This is a genomic window from Actinomadura fulvescens, assembly GCF_039533225.1.
In the GTDB taxonomy this organism is placed as follows: Bacteria; Actinomycetota; Actinomycetes; order Streptosporangiales; family Streptosporangiaceae; genus Spirillospora; species Spirillospora fulvescens.
On sequence record NZ_BAAATD010000002.1, the window covers coordinates 185,982 to 203,130 of the forward strand.

Below are 17,149 nucleotides of genomic sequence, written 5' to 3' on the forward strand. Positions count from 1 at the left end.
CGCCCTCGCCTGAGCGGCGCGCTCGCCTGAGCGGCGTCCCGGGCGGCGGCTAGGGTCGCGGTGTGGCGTCGAACGATGATCGGACCGAGTACCGCCAGACCCCCTACGCGCCGCCGCCCGGAGCGACCGAGATCCTGCTCGTCCGGCACGGCACGTCCGAACCCGCCCGACCCGGCCGGCCCTTCCCCCTGGTGGACGGGCACGGCGACCCCGGACTGGCGCCGGAGGGCCGTGAGCAGGCCGAACGGCTGGGAGACCGGCTGAGCAAGATCCGGCTGGACGCCGTCTACGTGACGTCGCTGCGGCGGACCGCGCAGACCGCCGCGCCGCTGCTGAGGTCGACCGGGATCGAGCCGCGCGTCGAGAAGGACCTGCGCGAGGTGCACCTGGGGGAGTGGGAGGGCGGCCTCTTCCGCAAGATGATCCAGGAGAACGGGCCGATCGCGCGGCGGTTCTGGGCCGAGGAACGCTGGGACGCCATCCCGGGCGGGGAGCCGTCCGAGGCGTTCGCGGCCCGGGTCCGGGGAGCGGTGGACCGCATCGCGGCGGCGCATCCCGACGGACGCGTCGCGGTGTTCACGCACGGCGGCGTGATCGCGCAGGCGCTCGCCCTGGCCGGCGGATCGCGCCCGTTCGCCTTCCTCGGCGCCGACAACGGGTCGATCTCGCAGCTGGTGGTGGTCGGCGGGCTCTGGTCCGTGCGGCGCTTCAACGACACCGCCCATTTCGAGTCGGACCTGGACGCGGGCTTCACGCCGCTGAGCTGACGCCCGTCCGCCCGCCGCCCAAGCCGCGCCCACGCGCGGCGGGTCAGGGTGCTGGCTTGAAGTGGAGCCGTTGGCCGGGGCGGAGCTGCGCGGCCAGGGGGACGTCGGCCGCGCGGACGACCGCCACCACGGGGTAGCCGCCGGTTGTGGGGTGGTCGGTCAGGAAGAGGATCGGCAGGCCACTCGGCGGGACTTGGAGCGCGCCCGTCACCATGCCCTCGCTGCCCAGTTCGCCGTCGCGGGTGCGGAGGATCTTCGGGCCGTCGAGGCGTACGCCGACGCGGTTGCTGTCCGGCGTCACCTCGTACGGCTGCCCGCACAGGACGGAGATCGCGTCAGGGACGAACCAGTCGTCGCGCGGACCCGGCACGATCCGCAGCACGGGAACGTCCGGCGGCTGTGCCACAGGGGCGACGTCCACGCCGATGTCGCACAGGCCCGACGACGGGCCGACCGGCAGGTGGTCGCCGGCCGCGAGCGGGGCCGGGCCGAGACCGGACAGGACGTCGGTGGACCGGCTGCCGAGCACGGGCTCGATGTCGAGTCCGCCGCGGACGGCCAGGTACGTGCGCAGGCCGCGCGGAGGAAGACCCAGTTCGACGAGCCCGTCCGCCGGGACCGGGCAGGGCGCGTCCATGCCGTGGGCCCGTCCGTTGACGCGCAGCGCGGCGGGGGCGCCGCAGGCGGCGATCCACGCGGCGCGATGGAAACGGAACGCCGCGCCGCCGAGGGTGAGTTCGAGGCCCGCCGCGTTCTCGGGGTTGCCGACCAGGCGGTTGGCGAGCCGCAGCGAGCGGCCGTCGGCGGCTCCGGAACAGGGCACGCCGAGGTGCGCGTGACCCGGGCGGCCGAGGTCCTGCACGGTCGCCAGCGGCCCGGGACGGACGACCTCGATCACCGCGCGCCCTCCGGGGAACGAACGAACCGGACCCGGGTGCCGGGCTGGAAGAGCGAGGGCGGATCGCGCGTCACGTCCCACAGCCGCAGGTCCGTGCGGCCGAGGAGCCGCCAGCCGCCCGGCGACGCGGACGGGTAGACGGAGGCGTACGGCCCGGCGATCGCCACCGATCCGGCGGGCACCGACGTACGCGGCGACTTGCGGCGCGGAACGTGCAGGACGGGATCGAGGCCCGTGAGATACGCGAAACCCGGAGAGAACCCGAGATAGGCCACGGTGTACGTGCCAGACGCGTGACGTTCGACCACCTCGCCCGGGGAAAGCCCGGTGAGCCTGGCGACCTCGTCCACGTCCGCGCCGTCGTACACCACGGGCACCTCCACGGCGGGTGCCCCACCGGCCGCCGACGCGGGCAGCGGCAGCTCGGGCAGCCGGGAGGCGAGCCTGCCGAGGTCGCAGCGGCCGGGATCGACGACGACCAGGACGGTGCGTTCCCCGGGAACGACGTCGAGCACCCCGGCCACCTCCGCCTCACGGACGGCGGCATGGAGGCGGTGCGCGGTCTCCAGGTCGCCGGTCTCGACCAGGAGCGCGGTGTCGCCCGCCCTGCGGACCCTCACGCGAAGGACTCCAGCGTGACGCCCGCCTCCGCCAGAGCCGCCCGGACGGACCTGGCGAGCTCGACGGCGCCCGGCGTGTCGCCGTGCACACAGATCGAACGGGCCCGCAGCGGGATCTCGGCCCCGTTCACCGCGACGACCGTGCCCGCGACCGCCATCCGGACGGCCCGTTCGACGACGGTGGCGGGGTCGTCCACGACCGCCCCCGGCTCGCGCCGCGACACCAGCGTGCCCTCGGGCGTGTAGGCGCGGTCGGCGAAGCATTCGGTCACGGCCGTGAGGCCGCCCGCGACCTCGTGCACCGCCGAACCCGGCAGGGTCAGGATCGGCAGCGACGCGTCGTACGCGCGGACGGCGTCGGCGACCGCGCCGGCCTGCACCGGATCACGGACGACGCGGTTGTAGAGCGCGCCGTGCGGCTTGACGTAGGCGACGCGGCCGCCTTCGGCGCGGGCCATCCCGTCGAGCGCCGCGAGCTGGTAGAGCACCTCGGCCGTCAGCTCGGGCGCCGCGACGTCCATCTCGCGGCGGCCGAACCCGGCCAGATCCCGGTACGACACCTGCGCGCCGATCGTCACCCCGCGCTCGACCGCGCCCGCGCACACCCGCCGCATGATGACCGGATCGCCGGCGTGGAAGCCGCACGCCACGTTCGCACTGGTGATCACGTCGAGCAGGGCGAGGTCGTCGCCGAGCTCCCAGATGCCGAAGCCCTCACCCAGGTCGGCGTTGATGTCGAAGACGGGCATGCCCCAGATCTATCACCCGGTCACAGCGGCGCCGCGTCCGAGTGATCGGTGATGAACATCCGCCCAGGTGAGTGGGTGATGGCGAACTCCGGCTTGCTCGCCATCACGACCGCCTGCGGCGTGACCCCGCAGGCCCAGAAGACCGGCACGTCACCGGGCGCGAACTCGACCGCGTCGCCGAAGTCGGGCCGGTCGAGGTCGGCGATCCCCAGCTCCGCCGGGTCGCCCACGTGCACCGGCGGGCCGTGCATCTCCGGATGCCGCGCGCTCACCTCGACCGCCGTCTCGACGAGCGCGGGCGGGACGGGCCGCATCGACACCACGAGCGGACCGGCGAGCCGCCCGGCCGGAACGCACGGCCGGTTCGTCACGTACATCGACACGTTCCGGCCCTGCCCGATGTGCCGCACCGGCACGCCCGCCGCCGACAGCGCCGCCTCGAAACTGAAGCTGCACCCGAACAGGAAACCGACCAGATCAGGTCGCCAGTACTCGGTGGCGTCGGCCACCTCCGCCAGCAGCACACCGTTCTCATAGATCCGGTAGGCGGGCAGGTCGGTGCGCAGGTCCGCGGCCGGCGCGACGTTGCGCGGATGCGGATCGCCGGCGTCGGTGACCTCCAGCAACGGGCACGGGTCCGGATTGCGATGCGCGAACAGCAGCGCGTCGAACGCCAGGTCGCGCGGCACGGCCAGCAGGTTCGCCTGGGCGTACCCGCGGCACCAGCCGCTCGTCGTCGGCGTCGTGGCGCCCGTACGGAACAGGGCGCGGGCCTGGGTCGGAGTCAGCACCGACGGCTGGTCGAGGGGCTGGGTCATACAGGCGTCATGCCCGTTTAGACCGTCTCCTCACGCAGATCCGCCACCTCGGTACGCGGCGCCCACGCCTGGTAGACCCCACGGTCGAACGTTTCGAGGCCGAGCCGTTCGGCCACCGGCGCCTTGCCCCCGGTGTACTCCAGCCGCAGCCAGGTCTCGTGCTCGCCCAGCACCACGAACGGCTCGCCCTGCCACGTACAGAACGTGTTGACGTACGAGAGGTGCTCCACCTCCGCGACTGGCACCACCCGTACGAACCGGCCAGGCGCCGCCTCGGCGAAACCATCCACCGGGCCCGCCGAGTACAGCCGTATTTGGAGCCCGTCCGGGCTCGCCTCGTACTCCGTCCCGCGCCAGCCCGCGTAGTAACCGTGCCGGAAGCTCACGCGCCTCCCTCCAGTCGCACCCAGCGCCGCCGATCCGCGTCGTACTCGGCGACCAGCGCCTCCGTCCCGGACCGATCGATCCGGTACATCTCCGCGCCATGCGGCAGCCGCTGGCTGTCGACCTTGAACTCCGGGATCGCGGGCCCGTCGCCCGGCGCGTACCCCGATCCGGGGAACGGCGCCTTCTCGATCACCCACCCGCCCGGAATGATCCCCATGCTCCACTCGTCGATCCCGCCCAGCGGCCGCCGGAACAACACGGGCTTCACCGCGGGCCACCGGATCACGTGAATGCCCTCGTCCCGGGCCGAGAACGGCGAGCCCTCATAAACGAGGCCGAGCGTCCGCACGAGCCGCTGCGGAGTGTTGAGCTCAGCCACGTCCTGCAGCCGATGCACATACCCGGCCACCCACTCGTAACCGCCGTCGAGATAGTGCGCCACATGCTCCGGCCGCACCACCTTCTGCATGACGACAACGTTCGGATCCACAGCCGCCGACGGCACACTCTCCCGCACGGAGGCCGTGGTGTCGCGCAGAGGCGGGCGCGCACCCTCACGCACCGGCTGCTGAGGACTCCCCTGACCGGCAGCAGGCGCACCCTCATGCGCAGCTGCCGACGCACCCGAACGCACAGGCGACGGCGCACTCTCGTACACAGGCGACGGTGCAGCCTGGTGCACGGGCGGTGGTGCGGTCTCGTGCACGGGAGGCGTAGGCGAAGCCTCCTTGTGCAGGGGCGTGCGCGTGCTGTCGTGTCCTGGCTGCCGTGTGTCTCCCTGAGCGGCGGCTGGCGCTGCCTCGTGCGCGGGTGCCGACGCACCCGGACGTACAAGCGGTGGCGCACTCTCGTACACAGGCGGCGGCGCGCTCTGGTGCACAGGCGGCGGCGAGGTCTCGTGCATGGGTGGTGGCGCGGCCTCGTGCGTGGGTGCAGGCCCTGCCGGACGTACAAGCGGTGGCGCACTCTCGTACACAGGCGGCGGCGAGGTCTCGTGGACGGGCGGTGTCGAAGTCTCGTGCCCGGGTGGTGGTGCGGCCTGGTGCACGGGTGGTGGCGCGGTCTCGTGCACTGGAGGCGTAGGCGGAGCCTTCTCGTGCAGGGGCGGGCGTGTGTTCTCGCGTACCGGCTGCTGAGGGCTTCCTTGAGCGGCGGCTGTCGCGGCCTCGTGCGCGGGTGCGGGCGCTCCCGGATGTACAGGCGGTGGCGCACTCTCGTACACAGGCGGCGGCGAGGTCTCGTGCGCGGGTGGCTGCGGGGCCTGGTGTGCGGGTGGTGGTGCGCTATGGCGAACGGAAGGTGTTGTCACCTCGTTTACGGGTGGTGGGGTTTCCTGAATGGGAGGGGGCGAGGCGGACTGGAGGAGGGTGGCGTCCAGGTAGGCGGCGCTGGGGAGGCCCGGGTTGATGGCTAGCTGCCATTCGGGGCGGGGCCAGTTTCGGGCGAGGTCGGTGAGGGTGGCGGGCCGGTGATGGACTGCTTGGCCGCGCAGCGAACGGTTCATCGCGTCCGGGGACGTGAAGGCCAGGACGAACGTGCCGTCGCCGAACTGGGCGGTCGCATAGTGATGTTCGGCGCGTGAGGGGTCGCCGGGGACCGGAAGACACAGGACCGCCCCGGCGAGCAGGTCCAGATAGGCGCGCTGGTCACCGCGATCGCGGGCTTCGGCGAGGGACGTCTCCAGGTCGGCGTCCGGGACGTCCTCGTCCTCGGGGATGGCCAGTGGGATGCCGAGACCGGGAAGCGCGAGCGGCCCTCCGTCGGGACCGCTGCGGCTCGCCTGGTAGACCAGGTCGAGCGGCGAGCGCACGGCGTGCACGTCCCGGAAGGCCGCGGCCATCCGGCCCGCCAGGTGCTCGCAGGTGGCGGAGAGATCGTCGAGGGGACGCCCGGCGCGGTCGGCGACGGAGGCGCGGTGCCACCAGTTGTGCCGGTCGCGGTCGTTCGGCGGGCGCCAGTCAAGGTCGGTCAGGAGCCGTTCCTGGCGCGCGTTCAGCGGCTTGGACAGGAAGGCGCTGCTGACGGCCTCGGCGTCGAGGGCGTCCTGCGTCCGCATCACCTGTACGTACGGCAGCCCGCCGGGCTTCTGCAAGATCAGGAACGACTGGACGGGCAGCCTCATCAGCTCGATGGCCAGCCGTTTGGCGAAGTCGTTCCAGTCCACTTGTCGACCGTACCCGGAACGTCACTCGGTCCAGGGGGCGGGGACGGCATCGGTGCGCACGGGGGTCCACGCTCCGCCGATGGCGTCGTAGACGGCCACGGGGACTGCGTTCTCGCTCTCGTCGCCCTCACCGTTCCAGCGCCAGAGCCGCGTGCCCTGAGGAACGCGAACGGCGATCACCGGACCCGGCGGCACCGCGCCGGGGGACACCTGGCCGGGCTGGGACTCGGGCACGACGGGAGCGGCCAGCGGGGCGGCGGCGACCGGCGGGCCGGCAGTGGGCGGCGGAGCGGCGGCGACTGGCGGGGCGGCGGCGACCGGCTCAGCGGCGGCTGACGGCGGGGCGGCCGCGGCCAGCGGGGCGGCGGCGACCGGCGGGCCGGCAGTGGGCGGCGGAGCGGCGGCGACTGGCGGGGCGGCGGCGGGCGGCTCGGCGGCGGCCACCGCGGGGCGCTCGGGACGCGGCGCGCCGGGTGGGCGCTGGGCGGCGAGGCGGGTGACGGCGGCGGCGTCGAGGTGGACCTCGCTCGGCAGGCCCGCGTTGATGGCGAGCTGCCAGGCCGGGTCCGGCCACGCGGCGGCCAGCTGGCCGAACGACGAGCGCCGGTAGAGGCCCGCGGCCCCGTCGCCGACCGAACGGGCCAGGGCCTGCGGGGACGTGAAGACCATGAGGTAGGTGCCCGAGCCGATGGTGGTCGTCGGGAACTCGGAGAAGTCCGGGTCTTCGACGGCGGCGCCGGTGGCGGGCAGGACGAGGTCCGCCGAGAGCAGCAGCTGGAAGTACGTGGTGTGGTCGGCGCGCTGCTTGGCCTCGGTGAGCAGCGCCTCCAGCTCTTCGGGGTCCATGACGGGGGCGGCCACGTCGTCGACGGCCGACCGGCGCCGCATGCTGACCCGGCTCGGGTCGGCGGTGTCGATGCCGAAGTCCAGGAGCTCGATCAGGCCGCTGCCGTGCCGGTGGAACGACTCGTACACCAGGTCGGACGGGCGCCGCACGCCCTGCACGTCGCGCAGCGCGGTCACCATCACGTCGGCGAGGCGGGCGTAGTCACCCGGGGCGACCGTGTGGATCCCGGTGCCCGACTCGGGCAGCTCGGTCCACCAGTTGCGCGGTGCGGGCTCGACGGGCGGACGCCATCCGGCCTCGCTCATCACCTCTTCGTCGGCCAGCGTGAGCAGCAGCGGGCCGTCGAGGAAGTTGTTGCTGACGGCCTCGGCGTACAGCCGGTCCGGCTCCCGCATCGCCTGGACGTAGTGGCGGCTCTCGTCGCGCTCACGCACGATGAGGATGGTGTCCCTTTCGAGACCCGCCAGCTCGCGTCCAAGACGCTGGGCGAACTCGGACCACTCCAACAAGATCACTCCCTACCGCCGGGGCGTCCCCGGGGCGTCCCCGAGGCTCCGCGAGACCACCGCGGCGCCGCTGCCCGAGATCCCGATGATTGTCGTCCCGGACGCCTCTGGCAAACCGGGAGTTCACTCAGGTGGAGCTTCGTGACGCAACACACGCAGAGATTTCACCAGCTCAGCGCTGTCGGCGCCGCACCGGTCGAGAACGTCGATCAGTTTGTGGAGGATCTCGTGCCGCTCGTAGCCGACGTCCAGGAGTGCCTGCGCGGTCTCCCACAGTTGCGGCGGGTCGCCGTTCCAGAGCCGTTCGGTGAGCCGCTCGTGCGCGTCGAGGTGTTCGGCGGTGGCGCCCGGGTGCTCGAACTCCAGCATGACGCGCCGGTCGTCCGGATCGGCGGGATCAAGGGTCGACAGGTCGATCGACCCGTGCCGCCCGGAGAGCCGGTGCTTGCCGGACAGGAACGGCAGCGCGAACGCCCGGCGGGGGAGCGCCTCCAGCTCGCCGTCGGGCAGCAGCCGGTCGACGAGCTCGCGCTCCAGACCGAACGCCGACGGGTCGCGGTACGCCTCGGCGAACTTGGTGGTGGCGTCCCAGATGGCGTCGAGCGTGGCGCGCACGCCCTCCTCGGGCAGCCCGGTCTGCCGGCCCGCCCAGCGCACCCAGGCCGCCAGCACGTGCGGCACGGCCTCCTGCTCGGTCGGTGAGAGCAGCACCTTGCGGGGCAGCCAGTCCAGCAGGAACATCTCGCACTTGATCGGGCTGACCCGCAGCGGCCGGCCGAAGTCGTGCGCGCACCCGTAGTCGATGATCCGGTCGACGCAGCGCAGGGCGGCGGACCGGTCCGAGAGCTCCTCGGCCTCGTCGGAGGCCAGGAAGCTGACAGCGATCTTCGCGCGCCGGTCCCGGCCGTACGGCTCGGGCAGCGGCGTCCGGCCGCCCGGCGGCAGCGCGCGGACGCGGGCCCGCAGGAACGCGTGGTAGGAGCCGAAGTTGTCGTTGACCGGCGGGTCGACGGTCTCGTTGGTGAACGCCAGGGCGCGTTGCAGCACGGCCCGCGTGTCGCGCGGGTCGAGCTGCTCGAACCGCATCAGCGGGTTGGTGCGGCCCTCCCGTCGGCAGTGGTCGAGGAGCTTGCCGACCTGGGACGACACCCACGCGTCGCGGACCATCCCGCAGGCGGGCGCGTCGCCGTCCCCGGCGGGCGCGGCCTTGTTACGGTCCACCAGGACCACCAGCGCGTGCCGTTCCTCGCCGCCGTAGGTGTACGTGCAGATGATCGAGTCCTGGTCGCCGTAGACGTCGCGGGAGACGTAGCACTCCTCGTGCGCGACCGCGCCGACCCGGTCGGCCCAGCCCGGCCGGGCCACCCCGCGGTCCATGAGCGCGAGCGCGGCGCGTTCGGCCTTGGCCTGCTGCCGTGTGGTGCCGAGGTAGGAGATGCCGGTCAGCAGCGCCAGCGCGGCCGGGGTGCCAGCACGGCCGGCGTGGTCGACCAGCGCCTCGCCGATGACCTCCTCGACCTCGCCCTCGCCGATGCGGTGCCCCCACCAGGAGCCGAGGATCTCGCTCACGATCAACTCGGCGTCCAGCGGGCTGCGCACCGCCAGCAGCTCCCGGGCGTGCCGCAGCATGTCGTCGAAGATCGCGGAGACCTCGTCCGAGGGCGGCCGCCCGTCCCGCGCGGAATCCCCGGGAGGATGGCGGCGGCTGCGGGAACTCACAGCCCTAGCTTCTCAGATCCCGTGCCGCACGGCGCCAAGGACATCATGCGCCGACCGGATTGGCACGGAACGCAGCCCTCAATCCACCCTCCGCACCCACCGACCCGACCGCATACCGAGCGCGTCGATCTGAGTGCGTGCTGCGCAAGGCGACTTGGCCTTGGCTGAGCGAGGCGACTCGGCCTCTTTGCCGAGTGTGACCCGAGCGCGCGTTGGGCGAGGCGACTTGGCCTCTCCGCCGCGCGTCGGCGGTTCAGAGGTCGGCGTGGTCAGGGTGGAACCTGCCGCGTCCGGACGGCGGTTCCGATTTGACCATTCCGACCAGGTGCTCGCGCGCCAGCCGTTCCACGAGATCCGGCGTGGCGTCGAGACCGAGATGCGTCATACAGGCGTGGACGTCGGCCACACAGCGTTCCACCGTGCCGGTGCTGACCGTCGCGAACTCCGCTGCGAGACGCCGCGCGAGCTGGTCGCGGGTCTCGCTCCGGTGATCGGCAAGAGCAGGCATCTACGCACACCCTCCGAGCCCGAGAGGTCCCTGCGGACGGGGTTCCGGCCAACCTCTCCTCGATGTCCTATTTCAACGCGTTTGCTGGGAGTGTCAAGGGCTCTCCGGGCCACGTTTTGGAGGCCCGCCGGCGTCGGTCAGGGGAACCGCGGCGTCGTCCGCCTCCGCTGTGCTGGAACGATCCATCGCGGCCAGCCAGCCGACGTGGTGACGGGCCGCCCAAGCCCGGCCCACCCGGCCGGTGAGCATCCCGGTCAGCGCCTCGCGATCACCCAGCGCGTACCAGAGATGGCCGAACGTCATCACCGCGATCGCCAGCGTCAGCCAGTCGTGCACGAACGTCGCACCGCCGCGCCACGAGTCCGGCCACGGATCGGGGAAGGTGAGCATCGTGCCGGTACCGAGCATGACCAGGATCGCCCCGGCCACGAACGCGGCGTTCAGCTTCTGGCCCGCGTTGAACTTGCCGACCTCGATCACGCCGCGCCCGTCCAGCACCGCCCGCCGGTCCCGCCGCCGCAGCCACTCCGCGTCGCGCGGCCCGAACCGGTTGAGGCGCCGCAGGTCCCGCCGGAACGCCCGCGACAGCAGACCCAGCAGTACGGGCACCGGCAGCAGGAATCCGGCCCACACGTGGATCGGCTTGATCACGTTCCGGCGCCCCACCAGCGTGGCGAGATCCGGTACGTACAGGCACGCCGCCGTCACCAGGCAGACCAGCATCAGCAGCCCGGTGACATGGTGCACCGCCCGCTCGGCGACGCCGAACCGCGCTACTCGTTCGCGGCCGTCAGGTCGGTTCATCGTCGCGTCCGTTCGATTGGCCCACCCAGGCGTCGACGTCGTAGCCGCGTTCCTCCCAGTAACCCGGGACGACGTCGGCGGTCAGCTCGATCCCGCCCAGCCATTTGAGGGACTTGTAGCCGTACATCGGCGCGACGTACAGCCGTACGGGCCCGCCGTGGTCATGCTCTACCGGCCCGCCCAGCATCCCGGTAGCGACCAAGACGTCCCGGCGCCGCGCCTGGTCGAGCGTGAGCGACTCGGTGTAGACGCCGTCGAACGAGTGGAAGCGCACCGCCCGTGCCCGCGGCGACACGCCCACCGCGTCCAGCAGATCGGGAAGCGCGACACCCGCCCAGGCGACGTCCTCCACGCGCCAGCCCGTGACGCACTGGAAATCCTTGGTCATCCGCGTCTGCGGGAGCCGTCCCAGCTCGGCGAACGAGAACGTGCGCGGCTTGTTCACCAGACCGTTCACCGTCAGCCGGTACGTCTCGGGCTTGCGCCTCTTCACGCCCCCGACCACCGAGTAGTAGCGGAAGCCGCCCGCGGCGGGCAGCACCTGGCCGACCGGGCCGAGCGGCGCCAGCGCGCGGTTGACCTTCTGCTGCGCGTTCGCGCCCACGACGATCCCCACGGCCCCGAGGCCGAGCATGCCGAGGATCACCCGCCGCCCGACGGGCGCGCCTGCGGCCTCGTCGTCTTCGTTCACCCTTCCATTCGAGCACCGCCACGTCGGAGGCGCCATGGACGTCCGCCGCACGTAAGGAATCCGTCAGATCCGAGAATCCGCCGGATCTAAGCTGAGGGCATGGTCACCAAGGTTCACCTCGCACAACAGCCGGAGGCGGACGAACTGCTCGGACGCAGCCCGCTCGCCGCCCTGCTCGGCATGCTGCTCGACCAGCAGTTCCCGATGGAACGGGCCTTCGCCGGGCCGTACACGATCATGACCCGCGCCGGTTGGGACGACCTCGACGCGCACGAGATCGCCGCCTACGACCCCGAACGGTTCGAGGCGCTGATGGCGGAGCCGCCCGTGGTGCACCGCTACCCGAAGTCGATGGCCAAGCGGGTGCAGCAGCTCTGCCAGTACCTGGTCGACAACTACGGCGGCGACGCCGAGGCGATCTGGCGGGACGTACCGGACGGGCGAGAGCTGTTCAAGCGACTCAATTCCCTGCCTGGGTACGGCAAGCAGAAGGCGCAGATTTTCACGGCGCTGCTCGGCAAGCAGTACGGGGTGACTCCGGAGGGCTGGCGAGATGCCGCGGGCGCGTACGGCGAGGAGGGCTCGTACCGTTCGGTGGCCGACATCACCGGGCCTGAATCGCTGGACAAGGTCCGGGCCTTCAAGAAGGAGATGAAGGCCGCCGCCAAGGCCAAGGCCTGAACCGCGCTCCGGGAACCGCGCTCCGGGAACCGCCGCTCCGGCATCCGGCATCCGGCATCCGGCAACCGCGCAACCGCGCAACCGCGATCCACAACCGCGATCCGGCAGGCGCGGCGCTGGCTGGTCCAAGCGGACCGTCCCAAAAGACCGCGAGGGCGGGGCCACGCTGACCCGGGAAGCTGACCCTCCGTAAGGCTTTACCTTCTCTTTGCTAAAGAGAAGGAGCCGGGTAGGTCCCTATTCGGGGGGCCCATAATTTGGATCTTCCTTGGACGCACTCCCGCGCGAGGCCTCTGGCGTCGTAGGATCTGCCTTTCGCCGTCCGAACGGGAGTCCCCGGCGATTTCGGGGCCGACCGGCCGGGCGGCGTCCGAATTCCCGGGGGGTCGGGTGACATGGATGCCTGACAGGGCTTCCGTCCACGCCGAACCATCGGGATGATGAGTACCTGACTCCGACCGGTGTTGTGATGGAGGCGGGAGCGTTAGCCTGCTCCCATTCACTCATTGTGATGAAGACTTGCCTCGCGGTACGGGACCCCCTGGGACGGAGGTGTTGTCCATGAGCACCGACACGTCCGTTCCGCGTCCCCGGATCTCTGGGGTGGAGGGCAAGCCCATGGATGCGTCCGACTCCGCGCTGTACGTGACCTTGATGAAGGAGGCTCCCGCCGGGTTCGCGTTCTTCGACACGGGACACGGCTGCCGCCGGGTCAACGACGCGCTCGCCCGCATGCTCGGCGTGGCCGCCGGCGACCTGCAGGACCGCCTCCTCGCCGAGGCGCTCCCCGAGGAGCTCGCGACCGCCTTCGAGGCCGCACTGCGCAAGGTCCTCGCCGAGGACCGCCCGCTGACGGACGTCGACCTGATCGTCCGGCCCGGCGCGCCGCCCGCCTCCGGGTCGTCCACGCCGCCCGCGTCCGCGTCGTCCGCGTCGAGCCAGGCGCCGCCGCCGGGCGGACCGTCGAACGAGACGAACGGCCCGCACGGCTCCAACGGCCCGTCCACCGCCTATCGCCCGGAGAGCGATGGAGACGGCGGCCCAGGCGGCGCCGAGGCCCAGGGCGGCGAGCAGGACCGACCGGCCGGCCTTGGTGGCCTGGGCGGCGCCGACACGCCCGGGCGTCCGCTCGGCGACGAACGCATCCTGAGCTGTTCCTGGCTGCCCTCGCACGGCAAGGACGGCAAGCAGCTCGGCGTCGTGCTCACCGCGCTGGACGTGACCGACCGGCGCCGCGCCGAGGAGGTCATCCGCCGCAAGGAGCAGCGCTACCGCTCGCTCGTGGAGGCCAGCTCCCAGGTGGTGTGGGTGGCGGCGCCCGAGGGCGGCGTGATCGACGACGCGCCCGAGTGGCGGGCGATCACCGGCCAGACGCCCGACGACTACGCCCGCGGCGGCTGGCTCGCGGTCGTGCACCCCGAAGACCGTCCCCGCATCGAGGCGACCTGGCGCGAGTGCGTCGAGGACGACCGCGTCTTCGAGACCAACTACCGCGTCAAGACCAAGAGCGGCACCTACCGCCACTTCGACGTCCGCGCCGTGCCGATCCGGCAGGGCGAGACGGTGATCGAGTGGGTCGGCGCCAACACCGACGTGACCGGCCAGCGCGAGGCCGAGGAGATGCGCGGCCGGCTGACCGAGCAGCTGTCGGCCGCGGCGCTGCGCACCGCGCGGCTCCAGCAGGCCACCTCGATGCTGGCCGAGGCCCTCACCGTCAGCCAGGTCGTCCAGGTGATCACCGAGGTGGGCCGGTCGGCGATCGGCGCCGACTACTCCGCGGTGGCGCTGCTGGACGACGACAAGCTGCGGCTGAGCATCGTCGCGCCGTCCCAGCCGGGCGACGGGCTGGACGGCCGCGGCGGCGAGAGCAGGCCCTCGTCCCGCGACGACTTCAAGGTCAGTGACCAAACCGTTATGTCGGTCGCCGTGCGCGAGAGCCGGCCGTTCCTGGCCGAGCACCCCGACAGCCTCCGGCTGCAGCTGGGCCGTGACGAGGCGGGCCTGTTCCTGCAGCACACCGAGGAGCGCGCGTGGGTCGGCCTGCCGCTGCTCGCGGCCGGTGCCCCGATCGGCGCCCTGCGGTTCTCGTTCACCAGGCCTCGCGAGATCACCGAGGAGGAACGGGTCTTCCTGGAGGCGCTGGCGGGCCAGTGCGCGCTGGCCGTCGAGCGTGCGCTGCTGTTCGAGCGCGAGCACAAGACCGCCGAGGAACTCCAGCGCAGCCTGCTGCCCAGCGATCTGCCGCAGCTGCCCGGCATGCAGCTGGCGGCCCGTTACAACCCCGCGACACGCCATGTGCAGGTCGGCGGCGACTGGTACGACGTGTTCCGGCTGCCGGACGACCGGCTCGCCGTGGCCGTCGGCGACGTCATGGGCAAGGGCGTCCTCGCCGCGGCCGGAATGGGCCGTGTCCGCAACGCCCTGCGCGCCCTCGCGCTGAACGATCCGCGGCCCGCCGCGGTGCTGGCCGGTCTTGACCGGCTGTTCAGCGCGACCGAGGACGAGGAGCAGTTCACCACCGTCGCGTACGCGGTGATCGACCCTGAGACGGGCCGCGGCGCGTTCAGCAACGCGGGCCACCCGCCACCCCTGCTGATCTCGCCTGACACGCCCGCGAGGGTGAGCACCAGGGAGCCCGGCACGCCCCTCGGGTGGCCGAGTCAGCGGCAACAGACAAGTTTTTCCATCGAGACCGGCAACACTGTGGTGTTCTATTCCGATGGACTGGTGGAGAACCGTAGGCGTGGAGTGGACGCCGGCCTCGAGGAGCTCGTCTCCGTGGCCATGGACGCCCCACCTGAAGTGGTAGGAGACCCAGAGAGACTTGTCGACTTCCTGGTCGATCGCATGCTTGCCGGGTATGAGCAAGTGGACGATGTGACCGTACTTGCCCTGCACGTCCCGCCGAAGTCCGCCTGATCATCACCGAAGACCCGCGAGAAGACGGCGTAGTACGTACGAAGGACCGCTCCGCGCCCCCTAAGGTGGTGTGTTACCGGGCAGGACTTCGATGCGGAATGCGCAGCCGTGCCAGAATGCTTGACCCTAGTAAGAGCGGGTACGCTGCGGTCCCGCACCGGGGAGCCCCGCCCAGTGTGTGGTCCCACCCAGTGTGAGGCCGGGCCCGTCAGGGCACTTGGGTCAACCAAGCCACACGTTCGTTCGAGAGGTATTTGTGTCGCCTGCTAGCTCGACCTCGAAAGCGTCAGATCTGCACGAGCACGTCATCGCGCAACTGATCGAGCGTGGACGGTCCCAGGGTTACCTCGAAGCCGACGACGTACGACGTACGTTCGAGGAGGCCGACATCCCCGTGTCGAAGGCCTCCAGCATTCTGCGGAGCCTCAGCAAGGAGGGTGTAACCGTCATGGTGAGCGCTGCCGACTCCGCAGCGCCCAAGCGTCCGCGCAAGCGCGCGGCGCCGACGGCGCGCAGGCCCAAGACAACCGCTGCAGCACAGGAGCAGCCCGACACGGTGACCGCGGTCGTGAGTGACGACGCTGACGAGAACGCCGCCGCGCCCAAGCCGGCGCCCGCGGCGAAGAAGGCCGAGCCCAAGAAGGGCCCGGCGAAGCCGAAGAAGGCCGGGGCCGCCAAGAAGGCCGCCGAGGCCGACGCCGCCAAGGGCCCGGTCAAGAAGGCCGGCAAGGCGGGCGACGACCCCGAGCTCGAAGTCGAGGACGTCGACGTCGCCGACCTCGACGCCGACCTCGTCGACCTCGAGGTCGACCTGGAAGTGGTCGCCGAGCCCGAGGCCGACGAGACCGAGGGTGAGGCCGAGGAGGGCGCCGCCAAGCCCGGCGCCGCCAAGGTGGCCGTCGCCGGCAAGGCGGCCGAGGGCGCCGCGCCCACGTCCGAGGAAGAGTCGTTCACGCTCAGTGACGACGAGGACGACGCTCCGGCGCAGCAGATCGCCGCCGCCGGCGCGACCGCCGACCCGGTCAAGGACTATCTCAAGCAGATCGGCAAGGTCCCGCTGCTCAACGCCGAGCAGGAGGTCGAGCTCGCCAAGCGCATCGAGGCGGGCCTGTTCGCCGAGGAGCGGCTGGCCGCCGACGGCCCGTCGATGTCCGAGGAGGACCTCGAGGACTTCGAGTGGATCGCCGAGGACGGCCGCCGCGCCAAGAACCACCTGCTGGAGGCCAACCTCCGCCTCGTGGTCTCGCTGGCCAAGCGCTACACCGGCCGCGGCATGCTGTTCCTGGACCTGATCCAGGAGGGCAACCTCGGCCTGATCCGCGCGGTCGAGAAGTTCGACTACACCAAGGGCTACAAGTTCTCCACGTACGCCACCTGGTGGATCCGGCAGGCGATCACCCGCGCGATGGCCGACCAGGCCCGCACCATCCGCATCCCGGTGCACATGGTCGAGGTCATCAACAAGCTGGCCCGCGTCCAGCGCCAGATGCTCCAGGACCTGGGCCGCGAGCCCACCCCGGAGGAGCTGGCCAAGGAGCTCGACATGACCCCGGAGAAGGTCGTCGAGGTCCAGAAGTACGGCCGCGAGCCGATCTCCCTGCACACCCCGCTGGGCGAGGACGGCGACAGCGAGTTCGGTGACCTCATCGAGGACTCCGAGGCGATCGTCCCGGCCGACGCGGTCAGCTTCACGCTGCTGCAGGAGCAGCTGCACTCGGTGCTCGACACGCTGAGCGAGCGCGAGGCGGGCGTGGTGTCGATGCGGTTCGGCCTCACCGACGGCCAGCCCAAGACGCTCGACGAGATCGGCAAGGTGTACGGGGTGACCCGGGAGCGCATCCGCCAGATCGAGTCCAAGACCATGTCCAAGCTGCGCCACCCGAGCCGCAGCCAGGTCCTGCGCGACTACCTGGACTAGCCGAGCCCAACGGAACGCCGGTCTCGCCCAAGGGCAAGACCGGCGTTTCCCATCCCCAAGCCCCAACCGCCGGACACCAGCGCCGTGCCGGCCCTGCGCCGTCCCGGGTCTGCGCCGTCCCGGGTCTGCGCTGTGCTGGCCTGCGCTGTGCTG

At 71.8% G+C, this 17,149-nt stretch carries 15 protein-coding genes; 4 read left to right on the plus strand and 11 right to left on the minus strand.

Annotated features, from left to right (window positions below; translation table 11 throughout):
* Positions 1 to 62 precede the first annotated feature (62 nt).
* Positions 63 to 767: a histidine phosphatase family protein gene (locus tag ABD333_RS07890; protein ID WP_344539187.1), complete on the plus strand. Its 705-nt coding sequence runs from the start codon at positions 63 to 65 to the stop codon at positions 765 to 767.
* A gap of 43 nt (positions 768 to 810) precedes the next feature.
* On the opposite strand, the gene ABD333_RS07895 is transcribed toward ABD333_RS07890, so the two are convergent.
* From ABD333_RS07895 to ABD333_RS07945, 11 genes are all read right to left on the minus strand, one after another.
* Positions 811 to 1,665: a 5-oxoprolinase subunit C family protein gene (locus ABD333_RS07895; protein WP_344539189.1), complete on the minus strand. Its 855-nt coding sequence runs from the start codon at positions 1,663 to 1,665 to the stop codon at positions 811 to 813.
* Positions 1,662 to 2,285 (minus strand): 5-oxoprolinase subunit PxpB, encoded by a 624-nt coding sequence (gene pxpB, locus ABD333_RS07900; RefSeq protein ID WP_344539191.1) that lies wholly within the window; start codon positions 2,283 to 2,285, stop codon positions 1,662 to 1,664. The genes ABD333_RS07895 and pxpB overlap by 4 nt, the downstream gene beginning before the upstream one ends.
* Entirely contained in the window at positions 2,282 to 3,034 is a 753-nt protein-coding gene (locus tag ABD333_RS07905; RefSeq protein WP_344539193.1) for a LamB/YcsF family protein, read from the minus strand. The genes pxpB and ABD333_RS07905 overlap by 4 nt, the downstream gene beginning before the upstream one ends.
* A gap of 20 nt (positions 3,035 to 3,054) precedes the next feature.
* Positions 3,055 to 3,852 (minus strand): putative hydro-lyase, encoded by a 798-nt coding sequence (locus ABD333_RS07910; protein WP_344539194.1) that lies wholly within the window; start codon positions 3,850 to 3,852, stop codon positions 3,055 to 3,057.
* A 17-nt stretch (positions 3,853 to 3,869) separates the two neighbouring features.
* A complete protein-coding gene (locus tag ABD333_RS07915; RefSeq protein WP_344539195.1) occupies positions 3,870 to 4,238 on the minus strand; it encodes a hypothetical protein in 369 nt (122 codons plus the stop codon).
* Positions 4,235 to 6,403, minus strand: coding sequence for a TY-Chap domain-containing protein (locus ABD333_RS07920; protein ID WP_344539197.1), 2,169 nt, complete (start codon positions 6,401 to 6,403; stop codon positions 4,235 to 4,237). The genes ABD333_RS07915 and ABD333_RS07920 overlap by 4 nt, the downstream gene beginning before the upstream one ends.
* Positions 6,404 to 6,424: 21 nt before the next feature.
* Positions 6,425 to 7,759, minus strand: a complete 1,335-nt coding sequence (locus ABD333_RS07925; RefSeq protein WP_344539199.1) for an SseB family protein — start codon at positions 7,757 to 7,759, stop codon at positions 6,425 to 6,427.
* A gap of 120 nt (positions 7,760 to 7,879) precedes the next feature.
* Entirely contained in the window at positions 7,880 to 9,475 is a 1,596-nt protein-coding gene (locus ABD333_RS07930) for a hypothetical protein (protein WP_410555874.1), read from the minus strand.
* A 253-nt stretch (positions 9,476 to 9,728) separates the two neighbouring features.
* Positions 9,729 to 9,983, minus strand: a complete 255-nt coding sequence (locus ABD333_RS07935) for a hypothetical protein (protein ID WP_344539201.1) — start codon at positions 9,981 to 9,983, stop codon at positions 9,729 to 9,731.
* Between the two features lie 93 nt (positions 9,984 to 10,076).
* Entirely contained in the window at positions 10,077 to 10,787 is a 711-nt protein-coding gene (locus ABD333_RS07940; RefSeq protein ID WP_344539202.1) for a cytochrome b/b6 domain-containing protein, read from the minus strand.
* Positions 10,774 to 11,478, minus strand: coding sequence for a molybdopterin-dependent oxidoreductase (locus tag ABD333_RS07945; RefSeq protein ID WP_344539204.1), 705 nt, complete (start codon positions 11,476 to 11,478; stop codon positions 10,774 to 10,776). Before ABD333_RS07945 ends, ABD333_RS07940 begins: the two co-directional genes overlap by 14 nt.
* 99 nt (positions 11,479 to 11,577) lie before the next feature.
* Here ABD333_RS07945 and ABD333_RS07950 point away from each other — a divergent pair, with 99 nt between their 5' ends.
* The 3 genes from ABD333_RS07950 to ABD333_RS07960 all read left to right on the plus strand — a co-directional run bounded on the left by ABD333_RS07950 (position 11,578) and on the right by ABD333_RS07960 (position 16,996).
* The gene (locus ABD333_RS07950; protein WP_344539205.1) at positions 11,578 to 12,159 is read left to right on the plus strand and encodes an HhH-GPD-type base excision DNA repair protein; all 582 of its coding nucleotides are present in this window, start codon (positions 11,578 to 11,580) and stop codon (positions 12,157 to 12,159) included.
* A gap of 561 nt (positions 12,160 to 12,720) precedes the next feature.
* Positions 12,721 to 15,078, plus strand: coding sequence for a SpoIIE family protein phosphatase (locus tag ABD333_RS07955; RefSeq protein WP_344539207.1), 2,358 nt, complete (start codon positions 12,721 to 12,723; stop codon positions 15,076 to 15,078).
* Positions 15,079 to 15,334: 256 nt separating this feature from the next.
* Positions 15,335 to 16,996, plus strand: coding sequence for an RNA polymerase sigma factor (locus ABD333_RS07960; protein WP_344539209.1), 1,662 nt, complete (start codon positions 15,335 to 15,337; stop codon positions 16,994 to 16,996).
* Positions 16,997 to 17,149: the final 153 nt, after the last annotated feature.

What these genes read in the sequence shown, in the direction of transcription:
- ABD333_RS07905 (WP_344539193.1), bottom strand. Translation starts at nt 3,034, where the DNA reads ATGCCCGTCTTCGACATCAACGCCGACCTGGGTGAGGGCTTCGGCATC.
- ABD333_RS07910 (WP_344539194.1), bottom strand. Translation starts at nt 3,852, where the DNA reads ATGACCCAGCCCCTCGACCAGCCGTCGGTGCTGACTCCGACCCAGGCC.
- ABD333_RS07935 (WP_344539201.1), bottom strand. Translation starts at nt 9,983, where the DNA reads ATGCCTGCTCTTGCCGATCACCGGAGCGAGACCCGCGACCAGCTCGCG.
- ABD333_RS07940 (WP_344539202.1), bottom strand. Translation starts at nt 10,787, where the DNA reads ATGAACCGACCTGACGGCCGCGAACGAGTAGCGCGGTTCGGCGTCGCC.
- ABD333_RS07950 (WP_344539205.1), top strand. Translation starts at nt 11,578, where the DNA reads ATGGTCACCAAGGTTCACCTCGCACAACAGCCGGAGGCGGACGAACTG.
- ABD333_RS07955 (WP_344539207.1), top strand. Translation starts at nt 12,721, where the DNA reads ATGAGCACCGACACGTCCGTTCCGCGTCCCCGGATCTCTGGGGTGGAG.